This window comes from Sphingomonas sediminicola, from assembly GCF_049991885.1.
Lineage (GTDB): Bacteria > Pseudomonadota > Alphaproteobacteria > Sphingomonadales > Sphingomonadaceae > Sphingomicrobium > Sphingomicrobium sediminicola.
Genome location: NZ_CP178916.1, coordinates 472,570 through 495,232 on the forward strand (window position 1 = coordinate 472,570; position 22,663 = coordinate 495,232).

25 protein-coding genes and 1 tRNA gene are annotated in these 22,663 nt (G+C 63.6%); 16 read left to right on the forward strand and 10 right to left on the reverse strand.

Annotation, left to right across the window (positions count from 1 at the left end; translation table 11 throughout):
* Positions 1 to 20: 20 nt before the first annotated feature.
* A complete protein-coding gene (locus ACMC5O_RS02500) occupies positions 21 to 845 on the forward strand; it encodes a hypothetical protein (protein ID WP_222949799.1) in 825 nt (274 codons plus the stop codon).
* Between the two features lie 61 nt (positions 846 to 906).
* On the opposite strand, the gene ACMC5O_RS02505 is transcribed toward ACMC5O_RS02500, so the two are convergent.
* Positions 907 to 1,983, reverse strand: coding sequence for a phosphotransferase family protein (locus ACMC5O_RS02505; protein ID WP_187707848.1), 1,077 nt, complete (start codon positions 1,981 to 1,983; stop codon positions 907 to 909).
* Positions 1,984 to 2,033: 50 nt separating this feature from the next.
* Between ACMC5O_RS02505 and ACMC5O_RS02510 the strand changes: the two genes are divergently transcribed.
* The 6 genes from ACMC5O_RS02510 to ACMC5O_RS02535 all read left to right on the forward strand — a co-directional run bounded on the left by ACMC5O_RS02510 (position 2,034) and on the right by ACMC5O_RS02535 (position 6,951).
* Positions 2,034 to 2,885 (forward strand): metallophosphoesterase family protein, encoded by an 852-nt coding sequence (locus ACMC5O_RS02510; protein WP_187707847.1) that lies wholly within the window; start codon positions 2,034 to 2,036, stop codon positions 2,883 to 2,885.
* A gap of 32 nt (positions 2,886 to 2,917) precedes the next feature.
* Positions 2,918 to 3,775, forward strand: a complete 858-nt coding sequence (gene nadC / locus ACMC5O_RS02515; RefSeq protein ID WP_187707846.1) for a carboxylating nicotinate-nucleotide diphosphorylase — start codon at positions 2,918 to 2,920, stop codon at positions 3,773 to 3,775.
* Between the two features lie 97 nt (positions 3,776 to 3,872).
* Positions 3,873 to 4,463: a glycine zipper 2TM domain-containing protein gene (locus tag ACMC5O_RS02520; protein ID WP_187707845.1), complete on the forward strand. Its 591-nt coding sequence runs from the start codon at positions 3,873 to 3,875 to the stop codon at positions 4,461 to 4,463.
* A gap of 135 nt (positions 4,464 to 4,598) precedes the next feature.
* Positions 4,599 to 6,005 (forward strand): NAD(P)H-dependent flavin oxidoreductase, encoded by a 1,407-nt coding sequence (locus tag ACMC5O_RS02525; protein WP_187707844.1) that lies wholly within the window; start codon positions 4,599 to 4,601, stop codon positions 6,003 to 6,005.
* A 5-nt stretch (positions 6,006 to 6,010) separates the two neighbouring features.
* Complete coding sequence (locus ACMC5O_RS02530; RefSeq protein WP_426693210.1) at positions 6,011 to 6,484, forward strand: SH3 domain-containing protein; 474 nt, start codon at positions 6,011 to 6,013, stop codon at positions 6,482 to 6,484.
* A 14-nt stretch (positions 6,485 to 6,498) separates the two neighbouring features.
* Complete coding sequence (locus ACMC5O_RS02535; RefSeq protein ID WP_187707843.1) at positions 6,499 to 6,951, forward strand: RidA family protein; 453 nt, start codon at positions 6,499 to 6,501, stop codon at positions 6,949 to 6,951.
* 25 nt (positions 6,952 to 6,976) lie between these two features.
* On the opposite strand, the gene ACMC5O_RS02540 is transcribed toward ACMC5O_RS02535, so the two are convergent.
* Together ACMC5O_RS02540 and ACMC5O_RS02545 are read right to left on the reverse strand one after the other, a co-directional pair.
* Positions 6,977 to 7,411, reverse strand: coding sequence for a hypothetical protein (locus ACMC5O_RS02540; RefSeq protein WP_187707842.1), 435 nt, complete (start codon positions 7,409 to 7,411; stop codon positions 6,977 to 6,979).
* Positions 7,412 to 7,476: 65 nt separating this feature from the next.
* Entirely contained in the window at positions 7,477 to 8,670 is a 1,194-nt protein-coding gene (locus tag ACMC5O_RS02545; RefSeq protein WP_187707841.1) for an acetyl-CoA C-acyltransferase, read from the reverse strand.
* A 105-nt stretch (positions 8,671 to 8,775) separates the two neighbouring features.
* On the opposite strand from ACMC5O_RS02545, the gene ACMC5O_RS02550 reads away from it, so the two are divergent.
* Positions 8,776 to 9,927 (forward strand): isovaleryl-CoA dehydrogenase, encoded by a 1,152-nt coding sequence (locus ACMC5O_RS02550; RefSeq protein ID WP_426693211.1) that lies wholly within the window; start codon positions 8,776 to 8,778, stop codon positions 9,925 to 9,927.
* 369 nt (positions 9,928 to 10,296) lie between these two features.
* Here ACMC5O_RS02550 and ACMC5O_RS02555 read toward each other — a convergent pair whose 3' ends face one another.
* Positions 10,297 to 12,375: a M13 family metallopeptidase gene (locus tag ACMC5O_RS02555; RefSeq protein WP_187707840.1), complete on the reverse strand. Its 2,079-nt coding sequence runs from the start codon at positions 12,373 to 12,375 to the stop codon at positions 10,297 to 10,299.
* An 88-nt stretch (positions 12,376 to 12,463) separates the two neighbouring features.
* Here ACMC5O_RS02555 and ACMC5O_RS02560 point away from each other — a divergent pair, with 88 nt between their 5' ends.
* From ACMC5O_RS02560 to ACMC5O_RS02595, 8 genes are all read left to right on the forward strand, one after another.
* Entirely contained in the window at positions 12,464 to 14,065 is a 1,602-nt protein-coding gene (locus ACMC5O_RS02560; protein ID WP_187707839.1) for a carboxyl transferase domain-containing protein, read from the forward strand.
* Positions 14,066 to 14,073: 8 nt separating this feature from the next.
* The gene (locus ACMC5O_RS02565) at positions 14,074 to 14,541 is read left to right on the forward strand and encodes a nuclear transport factor 2 family protein (RefSeq protein ID WP_187707838.1); all 468 of its coding nucleotides are present in this window, start codon (positions 14,074 to 14,076) and stop codon (positions 14,539 to 14,541) included.
* Positions 14,538 to 15,521 carry a biotin synthase BioB gene (gene bioB, locus ACMC5O_RS02570; protein WP_426693212.1) on the forward strand — a complete coding sequence of 328 codons (984 nt, stop codon included), beginning with the start codon at positions 14,538 to 14,540 and terminating at the stop codon, positions 15,519 to 15,521. The genes ACMC5O_RS02565 and bioB overlap by 4 nt, the downstream gene beginning before the upstream one ends.
* Positions 15,518 to 17,392 carry an acetyl/propionyl/methylcrotonyl-CoA carboxylase subunit alpha gene (locus tag ACMC5O_RS02575; protein ID WP_426693213.1) on the forward strand — a complete coding sequence of 625 codons (1,875 nt, stop codon included), beginning with the start codon at positions 15,518 to 15,520 and terminating at the stop codon, positions 17,390 to 17,392. Before bioB ends, ACMC5O_RS02575 begins: the two co-directional genes overlap by 4 nt.
* A gap of 42 nt (positions 17,393 to 17,434) precedes the next feature.
* Positions 17,435 to 17,827 carry a GFA family protein gene (locus tag ACMC5O_RS02580; RefSeq protein WP_187707837.1) on the forward strand — a complete coding sequence of 131 codons (393 nt, stop codon included), beginning with the start codon at positions 17,435 to 17,437 and terminating at the stop codon, positions 17,825 to 17,827.
* A gap of 71 nt (positions 17,828 to 17,898) precedes the next feature.
* Positions 17,899 to 18,678 (forward strand): SDR family NAD(P)-dependent oxidoreductase, encoded by a 780-nt coding sequence (locus ACMC5O_RS02585; RefSeq protein WP_426693214.1) that lies wholly within the window; start codon positions 17,899 to 17,901, stop codon positions 18,676 to 18,678.
* Between the two features lie 39 nt (positions 18,679 to 18,717).
* Positions 18,718 to 19,542 (forward strand): 3'(2'),5'-bisphosphate nucleotidase CysQ, encoded by an 825-nt coding sequence (cysQ, locus tag ACMC5O_RS02590; RefSeq protein WP_187707836.1) that lies wholly within the window; start codon positions 18,718 to 18,720, stop codon positions 19,540 to 19,542.
* Positions 19,543 to 19,659: 117 nt separating this feature from the next.
* Positions 19,660 to 19,992, forward strand: a complete 333-nt coding sequence (locus ACMC5O_RS02595; protein ID WP_187707835.1) for a hypothetical protein — start codon at positions 19,660 to 19,662, stop codon at positions 19,990 to 19,992.
* A 3-nt stretch (positions 19,993 to 19,995) separates the two neighbouring features.
* Here ACMC5O_RS02595 and ACMC5O_RS02600 read toward each other — a convergent pair.
* The 6 genes from ACMC5O_RS02600 to ACMC5O_RS02625 form a co-directional block, all read right to left on the reverse strand.
* Positions 19,996 to 20,071: transfer RNA gene (locus ACMC5O_RS02600), tRNA-Val, on the reverse strand.
* A 55-nt stretch (positions 20,072 to 20,126) separates the two neighbouring features.
* Entirely contained in the window at positions 20,127 to 20,687 is a 561-nt protein-coding gene (locus ACMC5O_RS02605; RefSeq protein WP_187707834.1) for a F0F1 ATP synthase subunit B, read from the reverse strand.
* Positions 20,680 to 21,171 (reverse strand): ATPase, encoded by a 492-nt coding sequence (locus ACMC5O_RS02610; protein WP_187707833.1) that lies wholly within the window; start codon positions 21,169 to 21,171, stop codon positions 20,680 to 20,682. Before ACMC5O_RS02610 ends, ACMC5O_RS02605 begins: the two co-directional genes overlap by 8 nt.
* A 43-nt stretch (positions 21,172 to 21,214) precedes the next feature.
* Positions 21,215 to 21,442: a F0F1 ATP synthase subunit C gene (locus ACMC5O_RS02615; protein ID WP_187480483.1), complete on the reverse strand. Its 228-nt coding sequence runs from the start codon at positions 21,440 to 21,442 to the stop codon at positions 21,215 to 21,217.
* A gap of 23 nt (positions 21,443 to 21,465) precedes the next feature.
* Positions 21,466 to 22,215 carry a F0F1 ATP synthase subunit A gene (locus tag ACMC5O_RS02620; protein WP_187707832.1) on the reverse strand — a complete coding sequence of 250 codons (750 nt, stop codon included), beginning with the start codon at positions 22,213 to 22,215 and terminating at the stop codon, positions 21,466 to 21,468.
* A gap of 42 nt (positions 22,216 to 22,257) precedes the next feature.
* The gene (locus tag ACMC5O_RS02625) at positions 22,258 to 22,593 is read right to left on the reverse strand and encodes an AtpZ/AtpI family protein (protein WP_426693215.1); all 336 of its coding nucleotides are present in this window, start codon (positions 22,591 to 22,593) and stop codon (positions 22,258 to 22,260) included.
* Positions 22,594 to 22,663: the final 70 nt, after the last annotated feature.

The window sequence follows — 22,663 nt, forward strand, 5'->3', positions numbered from 1 at the left end:
AGAGGCGAGGGGGACAAGCCATGGCGACTGTTGCAGACCGCTTTTCGCTTAAGGAGCGCCGGCCGGACCTATTGTCCGGGACGCCGCGGGCGCATGCGCTGGACCGCTGGATCTTCGTGGTCATGGCGGGCTGGTTCATCGCGATCGTACTCACGGGGTTCATCCCGGATTCGATCATGAAGGTGGGCATGGTCCAGGCGGGGGCTCGCCCGCCGTTCCCGCTGGTGCTGCACATGCATGCGGTGGTGATGGGGTCTTTCCTGCTGACGCTGTTGGCGCAGTCCTGGCTGATGGCGACGGGTCGGCGCGAATATCACATGCGGCTTGGCGTGCTCGGGTTCTTGCTAGCGACTCTCCTGGTGGCCGTAGGTCTGGTGCTCGTCCCGACGATCTATCACCAGGTGTGGCAGGGCGCGCACTTCGGGCCGCCCGCGATGCGTGAGAGGTTGCTGGAGCGCGCATCGGAGCTGGACGACATCATGCTGATGCAGATTCAGGTTGGTTTGCTGTTTCCGCTTTTCCTGGCCATCGCCTTCAAGGCTCGCCTGAGCAATGCGGGGCTTCACAAGCGGATGATGTTTCTCGCCACGGCAATTCCGCTGGCCGCGGGGATTGTAAGGATCACGGCGCTGCCGGAAACGATGCCCGGGAGTCCGATTTCCCTGCAGCTTTATGTGCTGCTCGCGGCATCCCCGATGTTCGTCTGGGATGTGATCCGGAATCGGCGGGTGCACGAGGCCTACGGGATCTGGCTGGCGGTCTATGTGCCGACGGCAGTCCTGATCAACCTGCTGTGGGACACACCGTGGTGGCACGCGACGGCGCGGCAGTTAATGGGCGTTTGATCTTCACGCTGCCAACGGCTCGGGTCAGCTTTGGGTCGAAAGCGGACATTCGCGCCGCCCCCTAAAGCCGAGCATTCCGCGTTTCCGACAGAGCGAGTTCGGCCAGCGGTTCCAGCCGCTCCACCATCTGCGCCGCATGCGCTGACGACGCATTGCCGCGCGCGAGGCGGCCTTTGATGCCGTGGAGAATGGCGGCGAGCCGGAACAGGCAGAAGACGATCAGATAATCCTTGTTGGGCAAATGATCGCGACCGGTCCGGCGGCAGTAGGCGGCGACGTAATCGTTCTCCGACGGGATGCCGAGCGCTTCGAGGTCGAGACCGGCAAGCCCGCTGAAGTTCGGCCCGCCGGGCATTCGGTACATGAGCAGGTGGTAGGTGAAGTCGGCCGCCGGATCGCCGAGCGTCGACAGCTCCCAGTCGAGCACCGCGCGGACCACTGGTGTCTCCGCATCGAAGATCATGTTGTCGCAGCGATAGTCGCCGTGGACGACGCTGGAGCGGCCGCTGTCAGGCGGCAAATGCTTGCCGAGCCAGTCTACAAGCCTGTCCATGGCGGGGACGCGCCCCGCGTCCGTGTCGCCGAGGTATTGCTTCGACCAGCGCGCGACCTGGCGTTCGACGAAGCCGGTCGCCTTGCCATAGTCGCCCAGCCCGACCGCTTCAGGATCGTAGCCGTGGAGTTGTGCAATGGTTGCATTCATCGCATCGAAGTGCGCGGCGCGCTCCTCGCGGCTCATGCCGGGGAAATGCGCTTCCCAGACGATCCGTCCCGGCACCATGTCCATGACGTAGAAAGCCGTGCCGATTACGCTCTCGTCTTCGCACAGCCCGTAGACTTTCGGGACCGGAAAACCCTGCGCTCCGAGCGCTGCAAGCACGCGGTATTCGCGCTCAACAGCATGAGCGCCAGGCAGGAGCGTGCCCGGTGGTTTCCGCCGGAGGACGAATGCGGATCGGAACGTGTCGATCCGGTAGGTTGGATTGGATTGCCCGCCCTTGAACTGGCTGACCTTTATTGGTCCGCCGTGCGCGCCATTGGGGATATGCTCGGATAGCCAGCGATCCAGGGCAGCTTCGTCGAAGCGAAGCCGCTCGGAAACTTCCCGTGTGCCGCTGTTCGCCTCGGTCCGATCCATGACTGTCGTTTAAGCGGTGAACCGTGGCGTCGCCAGCGCGTTGCTGTTCAATGGCTCGCCTAATCCATTTGTCTGACCTGCACTTCGGTGCGCATGACCCGAAACTTGTCGAGGCCGTCGCGCAGCGCGTTGACGAGGAGAAGCCCGACCTCGTCGTCATCAGCGGGGACTTCACCCAACGCGCGCGGATCGAGCAGTTCAAGGAAGCTTGCGAATTTCTCGACCGACTGCGCGAGGCCGGCCATGACGTGCTCGCGGTGCCCGGCAATCACGACGTGCCGCTGTACGACGTCTTCCGCCGATTCCTGTCCCCGCTGACGCGCTACAGGCGGTTCATCGACGAGACGCTTTGCCCGTTTCACGAGCTTCCCGGAGTCAGCCTGCTCGGGATCAACACGGCGCGGTCGCTGACGTTCAAGGACGGCCGGATCAGTCACGAGCAGCTGAAGTTCATTCGGGAGACGTTCGACCGCAGCAATCCCAATTCGCTGCGAGTGCTCGTTACCCACCACCCGTTGTTCGCCTTGCCGGTGGGCGAGACGGGCGACGTGGAGCGAGCCGCCGGGAGAAGCGAACTCGCACTTGACGCAGCGGCGGACGCCGGCGTCGACATGCTGCTTGCGGGCCATCATCACACTGCGTCGACCCACAGCGCTCGCGACCTCGTTACTCGCGCTGGCCCAGCGCTTGTCGTCCAGGCGGGAACGGCGACGTCGACCCGGTTGCGCGACGAAGAACAAAGCTTCAACCGGATCGATATCGAGGCGGAAGGCGTCACGCTGACGCTTCAGACCTGGAGCGGCGAAAAGTTCGAGTCCAGCACGGCCCAGAGATTCGAGCTGGACGGCGACCATTGGCGCTTGGCGGGCGCGGAAACGACGCACGACGAGCCCGCGCACTAGCGACGTGGCGGCTGCTCGCTTAGAGCCGCCTCATGGCCGTTGATCCCCAATTCGATGTGACCGAGTTCGTCCGCCGCGTGCTTGCCGAAGATATGGGCTCGGGCGGCGACATCACATCGGCCGCGACGATCGGTGCTGAAGCTCGCTTCACTGCGGAAATGAACTGCCGTCAGCCGATCACCATTGCCGGTCTCGACATTGCGATTGCCTTCTTCCGGGCACTCGACCGCGACGTGCGTTTCGAGAAGCTCGTGAAGGACGGGGACAGCGTCGAGAAGGGCAACGACCTGCTTCGTCTCGAGGGCAATGCCCGCGCAATGCTCGGCGCCGAGCGATCGGCGCTCAACACGCTTCAGCATCTATCGGGGATTGCGACGCTGACGCGCCAATATGTCGACAGGATCGCAGGGACCGGCGCAATCCTCCTCGACACGCGGAAAACCATTCCTGGCCTCCGCCTTCTCGAGAAATATGCAGCGCGGATGGGCGGCGCCGAGAACCACCGGATGCGGCTCGATGACGGGCTTCTGATCAAGGACAATCACGTTGCAGTCGCCGGTGGCGTCGCGCAGGCCGTGCGTGCTGCAAAGGCCGCGGATACCGGCTTTCCGGTCCAGGTCGAGGTCGACCGGATCGACCAGATCGAGCCAGCGCTCGAGGCGGGCGCGGACCGGCTGCTGCTGGACAATATGTCTCCGCAGGTCCTTCGCGAAGCAGTGGCGCTGGTGGCCGGGCGCGTGCCGCTGGAGGCGTCGGGCGGGGTCAATCTCGACACCATCCGCGCCATCGCCGAGACTGGAGTGAATTACATTTCCGTCGGACGGATCACTCAATCTGCCCCATCCGTCGACATCGGCCTCGACTACTCGCTCCAGCTGCCGAATTCCTGACAACCTCATTCAGGACGCAGACAGCCCATAACGCGCAGCAGGTGGCGTCAAGACGCCGCGCCTTTTGAGCGTGGCCGCGTATTCGAGGAGTATTTCGATGTTGAGGAATTCCCTGCTCGCGCTTGCCGCGGCATCCATGGTTGTCACTCCGACCGTCGCGTCGGCCAAGGATCATGGCCAGAAGTCGTGGAAGAAGGCGCAGAAGCGAGCCCAGAAGGCGCGCTATTACGGCTCGTCCTACTACGGTGGCGCGCCTGTCCGCACGCGTTACGTATCGTCGTCGCCTTATTACGGGTCGCGCTATTCGGGCACGCGCTACTATGGGTCGCGTTACTCGGGCTCCCCTTATTATGGTTCGAGCTACTATGGCGGCTCGCCGTACTACGGCAGCAGCTACTACGGCGGATCGCCCTATTACGGTGGGTACAGCTCGTACGGTTCGCCTTACTATGGCGGCGGCTACAACAACGGCTACTACAGCAACAACTACTACGGCAGCCGATACCGCTGCGGTAACTCGACCACCGGCGCGCTCGTCGGCGGTGCGCTGGGTGCGGTCGTCGGATCGCAGGTTGCAAGCGGGCGCGATCGCTACGGTTATCGGACCGGCGATCGCACGACCGGTGCTCTGATCGGCGGCGCTCTCGGCGCGGTCGTCGGCAGCCAGGTTGCCAAGGGCCGCTGCTAAGCCAAATCCCAGAATGACAAGCAAGGCGGGCCGGGAAGCGATTCCCGGCCCGTTTCGTTATGTCCGTGAATCGGTGGATTTTTGCAGAAATGTCCGCAACAGGGCCTATATAGCGCGCGAAACGGGAGAGACGAGTTGTTCAAGGGGCTGCAGCCCATTCTTTACGGTGGCCGCGAGGTTTGGCCACTGATCGAGGGCGGCAAGGGCGTTTCGGCGACCAATCACGCGAGCTCGGGCGCATGGGCGGCTGCCGGCGGAGTCGGAACGGTCTCAGCGGTCAATGCCGACAGCTATGATCCCGAAGGCCGGATAATCCCGCAAATCTACAAGGGTATGACCCGGCGGGAACGCCACGAGGAGCTGATCAAGTTCGCCATCGACGGCGCGGTCGCGCAGGTGCAGCGCGCCTACGATCTCGCCGGCGGCAAGGGCGCGATCAATATCAACGTCCTTTGGGAAATGGGCGGCGCACAGCGCGTCCTTCATGGCGTCCTGGAGCGCACGAAGGGTCTCGTCACCGGCGTCACCTGCGGCGCGGGCATGCCGTACAAGCTGAGCGAGATCGCAGCGTCCTACGGTGTGAACTATCTTCCGATCATCAGCTCCGCGCGTGCGTTCAGCGCGCTGTGGAAGCGCGCCTATCACAAGGCTGCGGATTGGCTCGCGGCAGTGGTTTACGAGGATCCGTGGCTGGCAGGCGGGCACAATGGGCTTTCGAACGCCGAGGACCCGCGCGCTCCGCAGGACCCGTATCCGCGCGTCGCGGCCTTGCGCGCGACAATGCGTGAGAATGGCATCGCCGACAGCGTCCCGATCGTCATGGCCGGCGGGGTCTGGCGTCTCGACGAATGGGAGAACTGGATCGACAATCCGGAACTCGGCCAGGTCGCTTTCCAGTTCGGAACGCGCCCGCTGCTGACGCAGGAAAGCCCGATCCCGCCGGAGTGGAAGGCGCGGCTGATGAACCTGGAAGAGGGCGATGTCCTTCTTCACCGCTTCTCGCCGACCGGCTTCTATTCGTCGGCCGTCCGCAACCCATTCCTGCGGGCGCTCGAGGAGCGCTCGCATCGCCAGATCGCTTTCACCAAGGAGCCGCTCGGCGACCATCATTTCGAGCTCGATGTCGGCGTCGGCAAGAAGCGCGGTTACTGGGTCACCAAGGGCGACCTGCAGCACGCGCGCGAGTGGTTTGCCGCCGGCTATACCGAGGCGCTGAAGACGCCCGACGAGACGCTGATCTTCGTCACGACGGATGAGAAGAACCAGATCCGCCACGACCAGGCGGAGTGCATGGGCTGCCTCAGCCAGTGCTCTTTCTCGTCCTGGGCGGACAATGAGAAGAACTCGACCGGTCGGCTCGCCGATCCGCGCAGCTTCTGCATCCAGAAGACGCTGCAGGACATCGCACATGGCGGTCCTGTCGAGAAAAATCTGATGTTCGCGGGTCACGCGGCCTTCCGCTTCAAGACCGACCCGTTCTATTCCAACGGCTTCGTCCCCACGGTGAAGCAGTTGGTGGACAGGATCCTGACGGGAGCGTGATCTTCGTGAGACGGGGGCTGTTGGCGTTAGTCGCGTTGAGTCTGGCCGTCCCGGCCGTCGCGCAGGACAAGAAACCGCCCTACTGGGCCTCGATCGCGTCGGGCGAAGCGATGATGCGCACCGGCCCGGGGCGCAATTATCCCGGTATCTGGCTCTACAAGCGTCGCGACCTGCCGATCCGCGTCGTGAAGACCTATCCGAACTGGCGCATGATCGAGGACCCCGAGGGCACACAGGGCTGGATGCTCGTGTCGCTGCTCAGCGACCGCCGCACGGCGATCGTGAAGCCCGGCGATCCGCGTCCGATTCACGCGAAGGCGGATGGGGCGAGCCGCGTGCGCTTCAACGCCGAACAGGGCGTGGTCGGACACATCGAGCATTGCGGCAACGGCTGGTGTCACATCGCGGTCGGAAAGCGCGAAGGCTATATCCGCGTCTCAGACATCTGGGGCGTGAGCGAGGGCGAAGTCATCGACTGAACGGGGAGGCGGGAATGAAATATGCGATTGCCTTGGTTGCGCTGCTCGGCGCCACGGCTGTGAATGCTCGGGCCCAGCGCCCCGCCGTCGAATATTTCCCCGCGCCGGAACTGAACGGGCGTCCTGCGCCATTTTCGACCGCGGTTCGCGTGGGCGACGTACTTTACCTTTCCGGTCAGATCGGCATCCAGGCTGACGGCAAGCTGCCACCGACCTTCGAGGGCCAGGCCAAGCAGACTATGGAGAATATCGGCGGCGCGCTGAAGGCCAGGGGCCTCGGCTGGAGCGACGTGTTCAAGTGCACGGTGATGATCGCCGACATGAAGAACTGGCCGGCGTTCAACGCCGTTTACGTGCCTTACTTCCCTGCCGGAAAGCTGCCGGCGCGCAGCGCGTTCGGTGCGAACGGTCTCGCCCTCGGCGCGGAGCTGGAGCTGGAGTGCATGGCTTACGCGGGCCCGAAATAGGCCCGCGTTTCGCCATCTCGAGTATTTAGCCCGCCGGCATCGTCAGCGGGGTGTAAGCGACCCGCGTAACGGTCAGCTTCTCGCCCTTGTCGCTGGTCGTTTCGAACGACTGTCCGATTTCTAGGGGCTTCGTCGTCCAGCAGGTCTCGCCGTCCTTGTTCATGGCGCTGGTGAAGCAGGCCTTGTCGTCCTTCATGACCGCAGTGCCGTGATCGACGTGTTTGTCGCCAGAATTGGCGATGTAATTGCCGTTGGCGTCCACCGATTCCTGAATTTTCTGCCCGTCCTTGTCGGTGAACGTCCAGGTCGTCTCGTTGAGCTGGAACGCGGCCGGAGTCGCAGCCGGCGCTTCCATATTGGCCTCAGCGGCGTTCATATCCGCGTTCTCTGCGGGCGCAGCTTCCTTCTGACCGCAAGCTGCGAGTGCTGCGATGCCGACGATCAACACGAGTTTCTTCACGGCTTCTCTCCCCTTGATGTAGGGCGCGACTTACCAGTTGCGAGAGCCCGCAGCGAGTCTTCTGCTTAGACCAGTTCCACCGCAACGGCGGTCGCTTCGCCGCCGCCGATGCAGAGGCTCGCAACGCCCCGCTTCAGACCCTTGCCCTTCAGCGCGTTCACGAGGGTCACGAGAATGCGCGTGCCGCTGGCTCCGATCGGGTGGCCGAGAGCGGTCGCGCCGCCGTGGACGTTGATCTTCTCGTGCGGGATTCCGAGGTCCTTCATCGCGAACATGGCGACGCAGGCGAACGCCTCGTTCACTTCCCACAGGTCGACGTCGGAGGCCTTCCAGCCGGCCTTGGCGAGCACCTTCTCGATCGCGCCGATCGGTGCGACGGTGAACTGCGCCGGCTCCTGGGCATGGGCGGCGGTGGCGACAATGCGCGCGACCGGTTCGAGGCCCTTGGCATTGGCGACGCTCTCACGCGTAAGGACGACCGCTGCCGCGCCGTCGGAAATCGACGAGCTTGTCGCCGCGGTGATCGTGCCTTCCTTTGAGAAGGCCGGCTTCAGCTGAGGAATCTTGTCCGGACGGCCGCGGCCAGGAGCCTCGTCGGTGTCGACGATCGTCTCGCCGGCCCGGCTCTTGATGGTGACCGGGACGATCTCGTCCTTGAAGCCGCCATTGTCGATAGCGGCCTTGGCGCGGCTGAGGCTCTCGATGGCGTAATTGTCCATCTGCTCGCGCGTCAGCTGATATTCGTCGGCGGTGCACTGGGCGAAGCTGCCCATCGCGCGGCCTTCCTCGTACGCATCCTCGAGGCCGTCGAGGAACATGTGGTCATAGGCCGTGTCGTGGCCGATGCGCGCGCCCGAGCGGTGCTTCTTCAGCAGGTACGGGGCGTTGGTCATCGACTCCATGCCGCCCGCGATGATGAAGTTGGCGTTGCCGGCCGACAGGGCCTCGTCGCCCATGATCACTGTCTGCATGCCAGAGCCGCAGACCTTATTGACCGTCGTCGCCTGGACCGACTTCGGAAGGCCGGCCTTGATCGCTGCCTGGCGGGCGGGAGCCTGGCCGAGGCCGGCAGGAAGCACGCAGCCCATGTAGATGCGATCGATGTCCTCGCCGGACACGCCGGCGCGCTCCACTGCCGCCTTCACTGCCGTCGCTCCGAGATCGGTCGCCGAGGCATCGGCGAGAGCGCCCTGCATTGAGCCCATCGGCGTGCGTGCAATCGAGAGGATTACGGTCGGATCGTCTGCGGTGGTGGCCATGGAATTTGCTCCGGAGTCGGATTGTTGCGCTGCACATAAGACTGCGGGCTTCCTTGTTCAAACCTCAATGCGGGTGCTAGGCGCTCGCCCCAAGAGGAGAGAAGCATGTCCGAAGGCGGGCTCGAATTCGACCTGGGCGAAATGGCGGACACGATCCGTGAGACGACGCAGCGCTTCGCCAGCGACAAGATCGCGCCGATCGCCGCGGAAATCGACGAGAAAGACGAATTTCCGAAGGACCTCTGGCCGCAGATGGGCGAGCTCGGGCTTCACGGAATAACCGTCGAGGAAGAATATGGCGGACTCGGTCTTGGCTATCTCGAACATGTTATCGCGCAGGAGGAAATTGCGCGGGCTTCGGCGTCGGTAGGGCTCAGCTACGGCGCCCACTCGAACCTCTGCGTCAACCAGATCCGCCGCTGGGGCAATGACGAGCAGAAGAAGCGCTATCTGCCCAAGCTGATCAGCGGCGACCATGTCGGTGCACTTGCAATGAGCGAGGCGACCGCGGGCAGCGACGTCGTCGGCATGAAGCTGAAGGCCGAGAAGGTCGGCAACGGCTATCGCCTAAACGGCACCAAATTCTGGATCACCAACGGCGCCTACGCCGATACGCTCGTCGTTTACGGCAAGACGGGCGAGGGCAGCCGCGGCATCACCGCTTTCCTGATCGAAAAGGACATGGAAGGCTTCTCGATCGGCCAGAAGATGGACAAGCTGGGAATGCGCGGCTCGCCGACCAGCGAGCTGGTGTTCGACGACTGCTTTGTCCCGCCGGAGAACGTGCTCGGCGAGGAGAACAAGGGCGTCGAGGTGTTGATGAGCGGCCTCGATTACGAGCGGACCGTTCTCGCCGGAATCCAGATCGGGATTATGCAGGCCTGCCTCGACGTCGTCCTGCCCTACGTCCGCGAGCGCAAGCAGTTCGGCAAGCCGATCGGCACGTTTCAGCTGATGCAGGCGAAAGTCGCCGACATGTACGTCGCGCTCAACAGCTCGCGCGCCTACGCTTACCAGGTCGCGAAGGCGTGTGATGCGGGCAAGACGACTCGTTTCGATGCAGCCGGAGCAATCCTGCTCGCGTCCGAGAATGCTGTGAAGGTGGCCAACGAGGCGGTGCAGGCACTTGGCGGCGCGGGTTACACCAAGGACTGGCCCGTCGAACGCTACTATCGCGACGCGAAGCTGCTCGACATCGGCGCCGGCACCAACGAGGTTCGGCGCATGCTCATCGGACGGGAGTTGGTCGGCGCCTGAGCTAATGTCTGCTTTGGGTGGAAAGCGGACATTGGCCTGTGTCTCCTATATGCTTTGCGCAAAGCATGGAGGCCGCCGTGGCTAGAGGCATATGCCGGACGAAGACCGGAGAGACCGGGGCAGAATACGCCCGCGTCGATTTCGGAACTAGCGGGCTCTCCACCGTTCCGCGGAGCTTATACGATCGCCACGGATACAAGCCGCCTTATGATGAACTCCCGCTTTGCAACGAGCTCGACGCCTGATCGAAGAATCTGAGCCTCCGAGCCATCAGCACGAATGCCCGCAATGGGTCGAAAGCATGAGAAGCCGTCACGAGAATATATTCCGCGACGTCGTACGGGCTCCGCTTGAGCCCGATAGCTTTGCCTACCAGACCTTCACGCGCTTTTCGGGCGCGAGGTAGAGCTTTTGGCCCGGCCCGACCTTGAACGCAGTGTACCACGGGTCGAGGTTGCGGACGGTTTGCGCGCGGAAATTGCCCGGGGCGTGACCATCGGTTGCGATCCGCTGGCGAAGTTGCTCGTCACGCATCTTGGTCGCCCAGGCCTGGCCGTAGGCGATGAAGAAGCGCTGGTCGCCGGAGTAACCCTGAATGACGGGTGCTTCCTTGCCGTTCAGCGAATGCTTGTAGGCATCGTACGCCGCTGAGAGTCCCGCCACGTCGGCGATGTTCTCGCCGAGCGTCAGCTTGCCATTCACGTGCAGGCCCGGAAGCGCCTCGTAGGCGTCGTACTGCGCGGCGAGCGCGTCGCCGGCCTGCTGGAAGCGCTTGAAGTCCGCCGGGGTCCACCAATTGCGAAGCGCACCAGTCGAATCGAACAGGGCGCCGTTATTGTCGAAGCTGTGGCTGATTTCGTGCCCGATCACAGAGCCGATCGCGCCATAGTTGAACGCCGGGTCCGCCTTCGGGTCGAAGAAGGGGCGCTGAAGGATCGCCGCCGGGAAGTTGAGTGCGTTCTGCACCGGCAGGTTGACCGCATTCACCAGCTGGGGCGGCATCCACCATTCGGCGCGGTCCATCGGCTTCCCGATCTTCGCGATCTGGTGCCGATATTCTGCCAGGCGCGCATTCTTCTGGTTGGCGTAGGCGTCGCTGCCGATGGTTAGCGAAGAATAGTCGCGCCAGGTGTCGGGATAGCCGACGCCGACGACGATCGACTTCACCTTCTTCAGCGCTTCTTCCTTCGTCGAGGGCGCCATCCAGTCGAGCGCTTCGACCCGGCGGGCGAAGGCAGCCTTGATCTCCTCGACCATCTTCTGGATTTCGGCTTTCGAAGAGACCGGGAAATACTTGTCGACATAAACCTTGCCGACCGCGTCCGGCAGTTCATTGCTGACCGCGTTCATCGCCAACTGGTCGCGAGGACGCTCCTTCGGCGTGCCGGAAAGCGCAGTGCCGTTGAAGGTGAAGCTGGCATCGCGGAACGCCTTCGGAAGCACGGCCGCCTGCTGGTTCAATGTGTGGAACGCCAGCCAGTCCTTCCATGCCTGGATCGGCTCGGAACCGACCAAAGCCGACAGCTTCGGAATCGCGGTCGAGTGATAGGCCTGGAATTTCGGGGCCGACCCGAGCTGCGCGGCGTCGAGGAGCGCTGCCCAGTCAAGGCCCGGGGCGTTCTTCTCCAGCTCCGCGCGGGTCCAGACCTTGGCGCCCTTGGCGAAGTCCTCACTCTCCTCACGCGTGGCGTGGGCGCGGGCGATCTTCGTCTCAAGATCCATGATCCGCTGCGCCGAACCCTGCGGGTCCGGATAGTTCGCAAGCGTCAAGATCTGCTGGACGTAGGCGCGATACTTGTTGCGCAAGTCCGCCATCTTGGCGTCGCCGCTGAGATAATATTCGCGCTCCGGAAGGCCGATGCCGCCCTGCATGATGTAGGGCAGGGTCTCGCCCGGCGTGTTCAGGCCCTGCGTCACGAAGATGCCGAACAGGTTCTCGGTCCTGAAGTTCGTCGCGTTCAGCGGGTCGGTGTCGGCGCGAAGCGTGCCGCCGATGGCAGCGCTCAGCTGCTTCTTATCGGCAATGCGCCCGATTGCGTCGAGATCGGCCTTGGCCGGGTTCAGGCCAGCCTTATCGATCGCATCGGTGTTCAGGAAGGCATTGTAGTAGTTGGCGATCTTACCTTCGTTGCTGTCTGCAGCCGGGCTCGACTTCAGGATTCCGGCGATTAGCTCCTTTGTCTGACGCTCGCGCTCCTGATCGGCGATGTAGAAGGCGCCGATGTTCGAGCGGTCCTCGGGGATCGGCGTGTTCTTGACCCAGCTCCCGTTGGTGAAGGCGAAGAAATCGTCGCCCGGCTTTACCGACGTGTCCATCGACGCCGGGACGATGCCGAGCTCCGTACCCGGGGCTTGCGCGGATTGTTCGGTGCCGGTGCCCGCTTGCTGGCAGGCGGAAATCGAGAAAGCGAGCGCGGACGCGACGAGAAGCAACTTAGTACGGTTCATTCCAGGCCTTTCGTGGGGTTTTGCCAAGCGCTGCCGCAGCAGCTAGGCGAGCGGCAGGGGAAATTCGACCAACGGGCTTTCACAAGGCATGAGCGCACCAAAGCTTCAAACCAGCATCAGCCCGGACAATGACGAGTTTCGCGCACGGCGTGCGCATAACCGCGCTCTCGTCGAAAAGTTGCGCGCGGACGTTGCCGAAGCGGCCAAGGGCGGGCCGGAAAAGCACCGCAAGCGCCATGTCGAGCGCGGCAAATTGCTTCCGCGCGACCGCGTGGAGCGGCTGCTCGATCCGGGCTCGCCTTTCCTTGAGATTGGGCAGCTTGCCGCGTTCGATCTCTATCATCACGAGGTCCCTGGCGCGGGCATAATTGCCGGCATCGGGCGCGTGTCCGGCAGGCAGGTGATGATCGTCTGCAACGACGCGACGGTGAAGGGCGGGACCTATTATCCGCTGACGGTGAAGAAGCACCTGCGAGCGCAGGAAATCGCGCTCGAGAACCGACTGCCGTGCGTCTATCTCGTCGATTCAGGCGGAGCGAACCTGCCGCACCAGGCCGAGGTGTTCCCCGACCGTGACCATTTCGGCCGCATCTTCTTCAACCAGGCGCAGATGAGCTCGAAGGGTATCGCCCAGATCGCCTGCGTCATGGGCAGCTGCACCGCGGGCGGCGCCTACGTCCCCGCGATGAGCGACGAAAGCGTCATCGTCCGCAACCAGGGCACCATCTTCCTCGGCGGCCCGCCGCTAGTGAAGGCTGCCACCGGCGAGGAAATCAGCGCCGAGGATCTCGGGGGCGGCGACCTCCATGCGCGCAAGTCGGGCGTAGTCGACCATCTCGCCGAGAATGACGAGCATGCGCTGACCATCGTTCGCGACATCGTTTCGACGCTTCAGTCGGAAGCGGGCGCAGGCATCGAGCTCCGCGAGCCGCGTCCGCCGGCCTACGACCCGGAAGAGCTGTACGGCGTCATTCCCGAGGATGTCCGCGCGCCCTACGACGTGCACGAGATCATAGCGCGGATCGTGGACGGCTCCGAATTCCACGAGTTCAAGCCGCTCTACGGCTCGACGCTCGTCTGCGGGTTCGCGCATATCTGGGGCATGCCGGTCGCGATCCTCGCCAACAACGGCATCCTGTTCAGCGAGAGCGCCGTGAAGGGTGCGCACTTCATCGAGCTGGCCTGCCAACGCCGCACGCCCTTGCTGTTCCTGCAGAACATCAGCGGCTTCATGGTTGGCGGGAAATATGAGGCGGAAGGCATCGCCAAGCATGGCGCGAAGCTCGTCACCGCTGTCGCCACCGCGAGCGTGCCTAAGATCACTGTGCTGATCGGCGGAAGCTTCGGGGCCGGCAATTACGGCATGTCCGGCCGCGCTTACTCGCCGCGCTTCCTCTTCACCTGGCCCAACTCGCGCATCAGCGTGATGGGCGGCGAGCAGGCGGCGAGCGTGCTGGCCACCGTCCACCGCGACGCCGACAAATGGACGCCGGAGGAGGCCGAAGCCTTCAAGCAGCCGATCCGCGACGATTACGAAGCGCAGGGCAATCCATGGCACGCAACCGCGCGGCTGTGGGACGACGGGATTATCGACCCCGCACAGACACGCGACGTGCTCGGATTGGCGTTCGCGGCTTGTTTGAACGCGCCGATCCCCGAACGGCCGCTGTTCGGCGTCTTCAGGATGTGATGCAAAGCATGGCCATACTTCTTCCATTTCTTGCCGCAGCTGCAGCTCAGGGGTTGCCGCCAGCCAAGGCCTTGCCGCCGCCCGAGAGCGACGCTGCGGCTGTCCTCGCTCCAATCAATTCCGTGTTCGCCGCATTCGAACGTGGCGACGCCGCGGCAATGCTTCGTTACGTTTATCCCGCCGGCCGCGTCACGGCGACTGGAACGCGAGCGAATTCCAGCGGACTTCGGCAGCAAAGCTGGACTGAGTTTTCACAGCGCTTGCAGCTTGGTGCCGGCTTTCAGGAGCGGATCAGCGACCCTGCCATCGAGATCGATGGCGATGTGGCCATGGTCTGGGCTCCGTTCGTCGTTCGTGTCGGCGGCAAGGTGAGCAATTGCGGATACGACCTCTTCGACCTCGTTCGTGATAACGGCACGTGGAAGATCATGAACGTGACTTTCTCCTCTCGAACCACGGATTGTCCGGACCAATGACCCGCAACGACTGGACCCGCGCCGAGATCGCGGAGCTTTTCGATCTTCCATTCACGGAACTCGTGTTCCGCGCGGCGGACGTGCACCGGCACCATCATGCGGCGGGTGAGGTGCAGCTGTGCACCTTGCTGTCGATCAAGACCGGCGGGTGCCCCGAGGATTGCGGATACTGTTCGCAGTCCGCGCACGCGGACACCGGGCTCAAGGCCGAGAAGCTGATGGATGCCGACGCGGTCATCGCTGCCGCCCGCGAGGCGAAGGCGCATGGGTCGCAGCGCTTCTGCATGGGCGCGGCGTGGCGGGAGCCCAAGGACCGCGACATGCCCGCGCTTCTGCAAATGGTCGGCGAAGTTAAGGCGATGGGTCTCGAGACCTGCATGACGCTCGGCATGCTGACCGGCGACCAAGCGAGGGCGCTGAAGAACGCCGGCCTCGATTATTACAACCACAACATCGACACCTCGCCGGAGCATTACGGCGACATCATCACGACGCGGACGTTCCAGGAGCGGCTCGATACGCTGGAGGAAGTGCGCAAGGCGGGCATGGCGGTCTGCTGCGGCGGGATCGTCGGCATGGGTGAGACCCGTGAGGACCGTGTCGGCTTCATCCACGCGCTCGCGACCCTCCCGCGTCATCCGGAGAGCGTCCCGGTCAATGCCTTGGTACCGGTAAAGGGTACGGTGCTCGGCGACATGTGGGGCGACGAGAAGCCGATCGATGACATCGAGTTCGTCCGCACGGTCGCCGTCGCGCGCATCACCATGCCGAAGTCGATGGTTCGCCTCTCGGCCGGCCGTGAGAGCATGTCTGAGAGCACGCAGGCGCTCTGCTTCCTCGCCGGCGCGAATAGCATCTTCACCGGCGACCGGCTGCTGACGACGCCAAATGCGGGCGATGATTCCGACGCGGCATTGTTCGCCAAGTTGGGCCTCAAGCCACTCGAAGCGGAAGAGCCGATGCGGGTGGCCGCCGAGTGATCAAGTCGCTGCTCATCGCCAACCGCGGCGAGATCGCCTGCCGCATCATCCGGACTGCGCGGCGGCTCGGGATCCGTACCGTCGCGATTTATTCGGACGCGGATGCCAAGGCGCTGCACGTGCGCATGGCCGACGAGGCGGTGCACATTGGGCCAAGCCCGGCGCGTGAGAGCTACCTCGTTGGCGAGAAGATCATCGCAGCGGCCATGGCGACCAAGGCGAAGGCAATCCATCCGGGGTATGGCTTTCTCTCCGAGAATGCCGATTTCGCGCAGGCAGTCATCGATGCCGGCTTCATTTGGGTCGGGCCGAAGCCGGACAGCATTCGCGCCATGGGTCTGAAGGACGCCGCCAAGACCTTGATGGCGAACGCGGGCGTTCCGGTGACACCCGGCTATCACGGCGAGGATCAGTCGCCGGACGTCCTCAAGATGGAAGCCAGTGCGATCGGCTATCCTGTGCTGATCAAGGCGGTCGCGGGCGGCGGCGGCAAAGGCATGCGCCGTGTCGACGCGGCTAAGGACTTCGACGACGCGCTCGAAAGCTGCAAGCGCGAGGCGGCCAGTTCGTTCGGCGACGACCGCGTGCTGATCGAGAAATACATCCTCTCGCCGCGCCACATCGAGGTGCAGGTGTTCGGCGACAGCAAGGGCAATGTCGTCCACCTGTTCGAGCGCGACTGCTCGCTCCAGCGCCGCCACCAGAAGGTGATTGAGGAAGCGCCCGCGCCCGGCATGGACGAAGCGACGCGGGAGGCGGTCTGCGGCGCGGCGGTTCGCGCGGCCAAGGCCGTGAATTACGAAGGCGCCGGGACGATCGAGTTCATCGCCGACGCCAGCGAGGGCCTGAAGGGCGATCGCATCTGGTTCATGGAAATGAACACGCGGCTGCAGGTCGAGCATCCTGTGACCGAGGAGATCACCGGGCAGGACCTGGTCGAATGGCAGCTCCGCGTTGCGTCGGGCGAGAAGCTTCCAAAAAGCCAGGACGAGCTGTCGATCAACGGCTGGGCGATCGAAGCGCGGCTCTATGCGGAGGATCCCGCGAAGAGTTTCCTGCCAAGTGTGGGCTCGCTCGATCATTTCGATCTCGGTGACGAAGGCCGGATCGAGACCGGCGTCGAGGAAGGCGATGCGATCTCGCCATTCTACGATCCGATGATTGCCAAATTGGTCGCGCGCGGCGATGACCGCGCGGAAGCAATCGCTGAGCTCGCCGCGATCCTTGATGAGGTCGAGGTCTGGCCCGTCAGGACCAACGCCGGCTTCTTGTTCAACGCGCTGCTTCAGCCGGAATTCGGCGCGGCCGACATCGATACCGGCTTTATCGAGCGTCACCTCGAAGATCTGGTTCCGGATGCCGAGCCGGACGACGCGATCCGCCGCGGAGCCGCGGCAATTGCCCTAGCGATCGACGAAGGAAAAGAGTCGATCGGTGGTCTCGTCGGCTTCCGCCTCAATGCGCCAGCGCACACCGGGGTGGCGCTTGGCCGCCACGGCGAGTTCCGGACCGCATCGCCGGACGAGGGCGAGTTCGCGGCGGTGTCGGGCTTTCGTGACGATGAGCGCGTCGTCGCTTTCTATGAGGGCAATGCCTACGAGTTCGAGCTGACCGCCCGGGGAAGCGTTGGCGGGCATGGTGTCGCCGACGGTGTGATCACCGCACCCATGCCCGGTAAGGTCACGGCGGTCGAAGTTTCACAGGGTGAAACAGTTACAAAAGGGCAACGTTTGTTGACCCTCGAAGCCATGAAAATGGAGCACGGATTGACCGCGCCTTTCGACGGCAAGGTCACCGAATTGGGAGCGCAGGCTGGCTCTCAAGTCACCGAGGGTGCAATCCTGGCGAGGGTTGAAGCCGCGGAGGGCTGATCGCCCCCGCAGGCCGTCGTCCTGGAACTCAGGGGACACAGCATGGACCGATACACCGGTGGTTGCCTTTGTGGAGATGTCCGGATCACCGCGTCCGGAGCACCGTACAGGGTTGGCATTTGCCACTGCCTCGACTGCCGCAAGCATCACGGCGCGCTCTTTCATTCTTCCGCGATCTTCCCGGAGGATGCGGTCACGATCGAAGGCGAGACACGCGATTATGCGGGGCGCTTCTTCTGCCCTCGCTGCGGCTCATCCATTTTCGGGCGAAGCGGGGACGAGGTAGAAGTGAGCCTTGGCTCGCTGGATGCTCCTGATCAGCTGATGCCGACCTACGAACTCTGGACGATCCGCCGCGAACATTGGCTTCCGGAGTTTCCGCTCAAGAGGCGTTACGACCGCGATCGGGAGTCCACCGGACGGTTTGAGGAATAGCTGCGACGAAAGCTTGTTTCAGTGGTCGATTTCGTGAAGTGCAGCCCAGCGACATTCAAGGGGAATAGGGCATGAAGATTGAGGGCATTGCCGCGGTCGTGACCGGCGGCGCCTCGGGCCTCGGCGGAGCGACGGCTCGGGAGCTTGCGAAGCGGGGGGCGAAAGTCGCCGTGTTCGACCGCGACGTCGAGAAGGGCGAGGAGGTTGCGGCCGAGATCGGCGGTGTCTTCTGCGAAGTCGACGTGACCAGCGACGAAAAGGTCGCTGCGGCATTCGCCAGGGCCCGTGAGGCTCACGGGCAGGAACGGGTGCTTGTCAATTGCGCCGGCGTCGCCAACGCCGCCAAGACCGTCGGGCGCGACAAGGACACCAAGGAACCGAAATTCTACCCGATGATCCAGTTCGAGCTGGCCATCCAGATCAACCTGATCGGCACGTTCCGCTGCATCGCAAACTCGGCATTCGGAATGGTCGGGCTCGACCCGCTGGAAGACGGCGAGCGCGGCTGCATCATCAACACCGCGTCAGTCGCGGCTGAGGACGGCCAGATCGGCCAGGCAGCCTATTCGGCGTCGAAGGGCGGCGTTCTGGCCATGGCGCTGCCAATCGCACGCGACCTCATGAACGACGGCATCCGCGTGAACACCATCCTTCCGGGCGTGTTCAAGACGCCGATGGTCGCGATGATGCCACCAAACGTTCAGGAAGCGCTCGGCGCGCAGGTCCCGTTCCCGAAGCGTCTCGGCAAGGCCGAGGAATATGCCGAGCTGGCCGCCTTCATCGTCGAGACGCCGTACCTGAACGCGGAGTCGATCCGCCTCGACGGCGGCATCCGGATGGCGCCGCGCTAAGCGGCCTCGGTTGGCTTGGGTGGGCCGCCACAGATAGCCATGGACGAGCGTCGGCTTCTCGAAGACATTGCTGTTGCAGCGCGTGAGGCGGGCGAGGCGATCCTGGAGATCGTCCGCCGCGGTTACGACATCGAGCACAAGCAGGATTCGTCGCCAGTCACGGAGGCGGATCGCGCGGCCGAGCTGATCATCCTCGCGGCTTTGGCGAAAGCGGCGCCGGGTGTTCCGGTCATTGCCGAAGAAGAAGTCGCCGCCGGCCGAATCCCCGCGCACGGCGACACCTACTTCCTCGTTGATCCGCTCGACGGAACGAAGGAATTCGTCCGTGGAGGCGATGATTACACCGTCAATATCGGGCTGATCCTCGACGGCGTCCCGCGGCTTGGCGCAGTCTACGCGCCGGCAACCGGAAGGCTTCACGGCGGACTGGTCGGCGAGGGAGCGTGGCTCGAGGACCTGAGCGGCCGTATCGCGATCCAGACCAGGTCGCCGAACGACGAGCTGGTTGCCGTAGCCTCCAAGTCGCACTTCAACCAGCCAACCGCCGACTATCTCGCCGAGGCGGTTGGCGAATGCGGCTATGTCGCCATCGGATCCTCGCTCAAGTTCTGCATCGTTGCCGAGGGCAGGGCGGACATCTACCCGCGCCTGTCGCCAACCAGCGAATGGGACACGGCCGCCGGGCATGCCGTGCTGTTGGCAGCGGGCGGGCGTGTCGACGGGCCGGACGGGCAGCCTCTAGCATACGGCAAGCGCGCTTTCCTGAATCGCGGTTTCGTCGCGACCGGGGGCTGGAAAGCCGCCCAGATCGGTTCATTTCTCGAACCATTCTCCGGCGGAGGCGAGATTCCCGAAGGCGTTTGATAGCCGCCGCATGGCTTCCACTTCGGCGCGAACGGAGTCCGGCCGGACGTAAAGCTCCAGCGCCGGCGCATTGTAGCCGTGCCCGCCGCCTTCGCAGCCGGTTCTCCGAGGGGGAATATGTTCACGGATCCGGCCTCTGACAGGCTTCTCGATCTGGTGCGGGCCGAGATCGCGCAGCTTCGGGTACCCGTTTCAAGCCTGTGCATTGCGGCCGCGGTGCCCGCCACGACGGTGCTTCGCTGGCTGAAGACGATGACTGACAAGGGCATTTTCGTGCGTCGTGCCGACCCGCATAACGGCCGGCGTGTGTTCGTGGAGCTGGCGCTCGACGCAAGCGCTGCAATGCGCGCTATTTCGCGGAGGTCGGGCCAGTCGCGGCAGTTTGACTTGGACACGCTTCGCGCGGCGTGGGCCCCATGCTCGGCCATCGCCCGGATGGTCTGCGCGTGAGGATGGTGGGCGGTGACGGGCTCGAACCGCCGACCCTCTCGGTGTAAACGAGATGCTCTACCAACTGAGCTAACCGCCCAATATTGCGCCGAGTGCCATGCCGCGATCATTGCGGCAAGGGTGGCGCAGCTGCCTTAGCGGCTACCGATGCTCCGGATGGCGTCGCCAACCAAAGCCTCATCAGCCTTTTCGTCGACGCGGTCGCGGATCAGGCGGGCCGCAGCTTCGCGCGCGGCTTCGGCAGCGGTTGCGCGAAGCTGCTCGATCGCATGGCGCTCTTCGGCAGCGATCTTGTCCTCGGCCATGCGCTGACGGCGCTCGACCAGGGCTTCGGCGCTTTCCTTGGCTTGGCTGACGATAGTCTCGGCCTCGTGACGAGCGCGCTCGACAATGGTCGCGGCTTCCTTGTCGGCCGCCTTCGACTTCGCCTCATACTCGGCCTTAAGCGCTTCAGCATCCTTGCGCAGCGATTCCGCCTCGGCGAGCTGGTTACGGATCACATCGATCTTGCTGTCCAGCGCCTTGCCAATCGCCGCCGGAACCTTCTTCCAGACTATGAGCGCGATGACGACGATCATCGCTAGAGCGATGAACATCGGCGCGGTAATCACACCGAATGCGGCGGCTTCCCCGTGCTCGGCTCCGCCGGCGGGTTGCTCGACGGTTGCCGTGGTCTCTCCGTGCGGATTAGCCATGGAGCACCGCTTTCACCGTAGTTTCCGCATCTTTCGCTGAGATCTTCTGACCGGTCAGCTTGGAGACCAGCTCGCTAGCAGCCTCGGCCGCAACCGGCTCCAGTTCCCGGCGGGCGGCATCGGCCGCGGTCCGAATCTTCCCCTCCGCTTCCGCAACCTTCTTGCCGATCTTCGCATCGACCGCCTTCAGGCGCTTCTCGGTGTCGAGGGCGGCCTGATGCTTGGCCTCCTGTGCGACCTTCATGGCCTCGCTACGGCTTGCATCGATCCGCTCGCGATAAGCTTCCTCAGACGCTTCCGCCTGCTCGCGGGCGCGCTGGGCGGCCGCGAGGTCGTCGGCGATCTTCTTGTCGCGGTCTTCCACGACCGACTGAATCTTCGGCACGAGGCCGCGACCGATCCAGAAGTAGATGATGCCGAACACCACCGCCAACCAGAACAGCTGGCTGATAAAGATGTCGGGAAGCTGATTTATCTGAGGCATCGAAGGTCCCAATTACCCGGCCGGCGAACCGGCCGGAGGATGATCAACGCGCGTAGAGAATGATCATGGCGACCGCGAACGCGATCAGGCCCAGAAGCTCGGCGGCGGCGAAGCCGATGAACAGGCGGCCCTGCTGCCCGTCGGCGGCTGCCGGGTTGCGAAGCGCGCTCTCAAGGAACGAGCCGAAAACGTTGCCCACGCCTATCGCGGCGGCGCCAACGCCGATTGCGGCCAGACCAGCACCGATCACCTGTGCGGAAGCGAAATCCATTTGAAACTCCTTTTGTCGAACTCTTAGTGAAGATTGACTGCGTCGTTGAGGTACAGCGTCGTCAGCAGCGCAAAGACGTAAGCCTGGATGGCACAGACCAGCAGCTCAAGCGCGGTCACGCCGATGATGAACAGGAAGCTGATTGCGCCGACGCCCCAGCCGAGCGGGCCGCCGTTAAAGCCGTTCACGATGAAGCTTCCGAACACTTCCATCAGGATGTGGCCGGCGATCATCGCGACGAACAATCGGAGGCCGAGGCTGAAGGGGCGGACCATGAACGAGATGAACTCGATGCCCGCGATCAGCGGGACCATGATCTTTGGTGTGCCGTGCGGCACGAACAGCGAGAAGAAGTGGAGGCCATGACGGGCGAAGCCGACGATCAGAACGATCGAGAAGCTCAATACGGCCAGGACACCGGTGATGCTGAAATGACTGGTCGTGGTGAACTGGTGCGCGCCAGGAAAAATGCTCAGCGGGAACAGGCCGAGCAGGTTCGCGGTCAGGATGAAGACGAACAGCGAGAAGATGTAGGGCATGAACTTCTTGCCCTCAGGTCCGATGTTCACCTTGACCATGTCGTCGATGAAGCCAGTCAGACCTTCGACTGCCATCTGCCAGCGGCCGGGGACGAGCTGACGCTTCATGCCCATCATCATGAAGCCGGTGATCAGCGCGAGCGCGATCAGCAACCACAGAGAGCTGTTCGTGAAGCTGATGTCGTAGGGTCCCAGATGCAGCGGAACGATCGGTTCCACCGTGAACTGGTGCATCGGATCGATCTTGCCTGCTTCGGCCACTTCGGTCTTACCCTCTTACGACTTCGGACCGGGCGTTCCGCCCGACGGTGTTTTCGAAATGCGCATCACGTTCACCACGCCGACGCCGAAACCGACGAACAGCATCACCAGGAAGAACGTCGGAAAGGTCCCGAACAAGGTGTCGAGGCCCCATCCGATGATCCCGCCACCGACCGGCGCGCCGACCAGGTGACTGAACATCAGCTGCCAGATCCGATTGGTCGGATTTGGCTCTGCCTTGTGGACCCTCTTCGCTTCTGCCTCCTGCAGTTGGTCGAGCCGCTGTTCGAGCGATTCGAGCCTTGCGTCTGGTGGAAGCTTTGGGTCCTGCCCGGTCTCGTCCGTCGCCATGATCTTTCCCTGTGCGTCGCCCCGCCTTGATTGGGGTGTATTAAGGGCGAGAAACATGGCGGCGACCGAG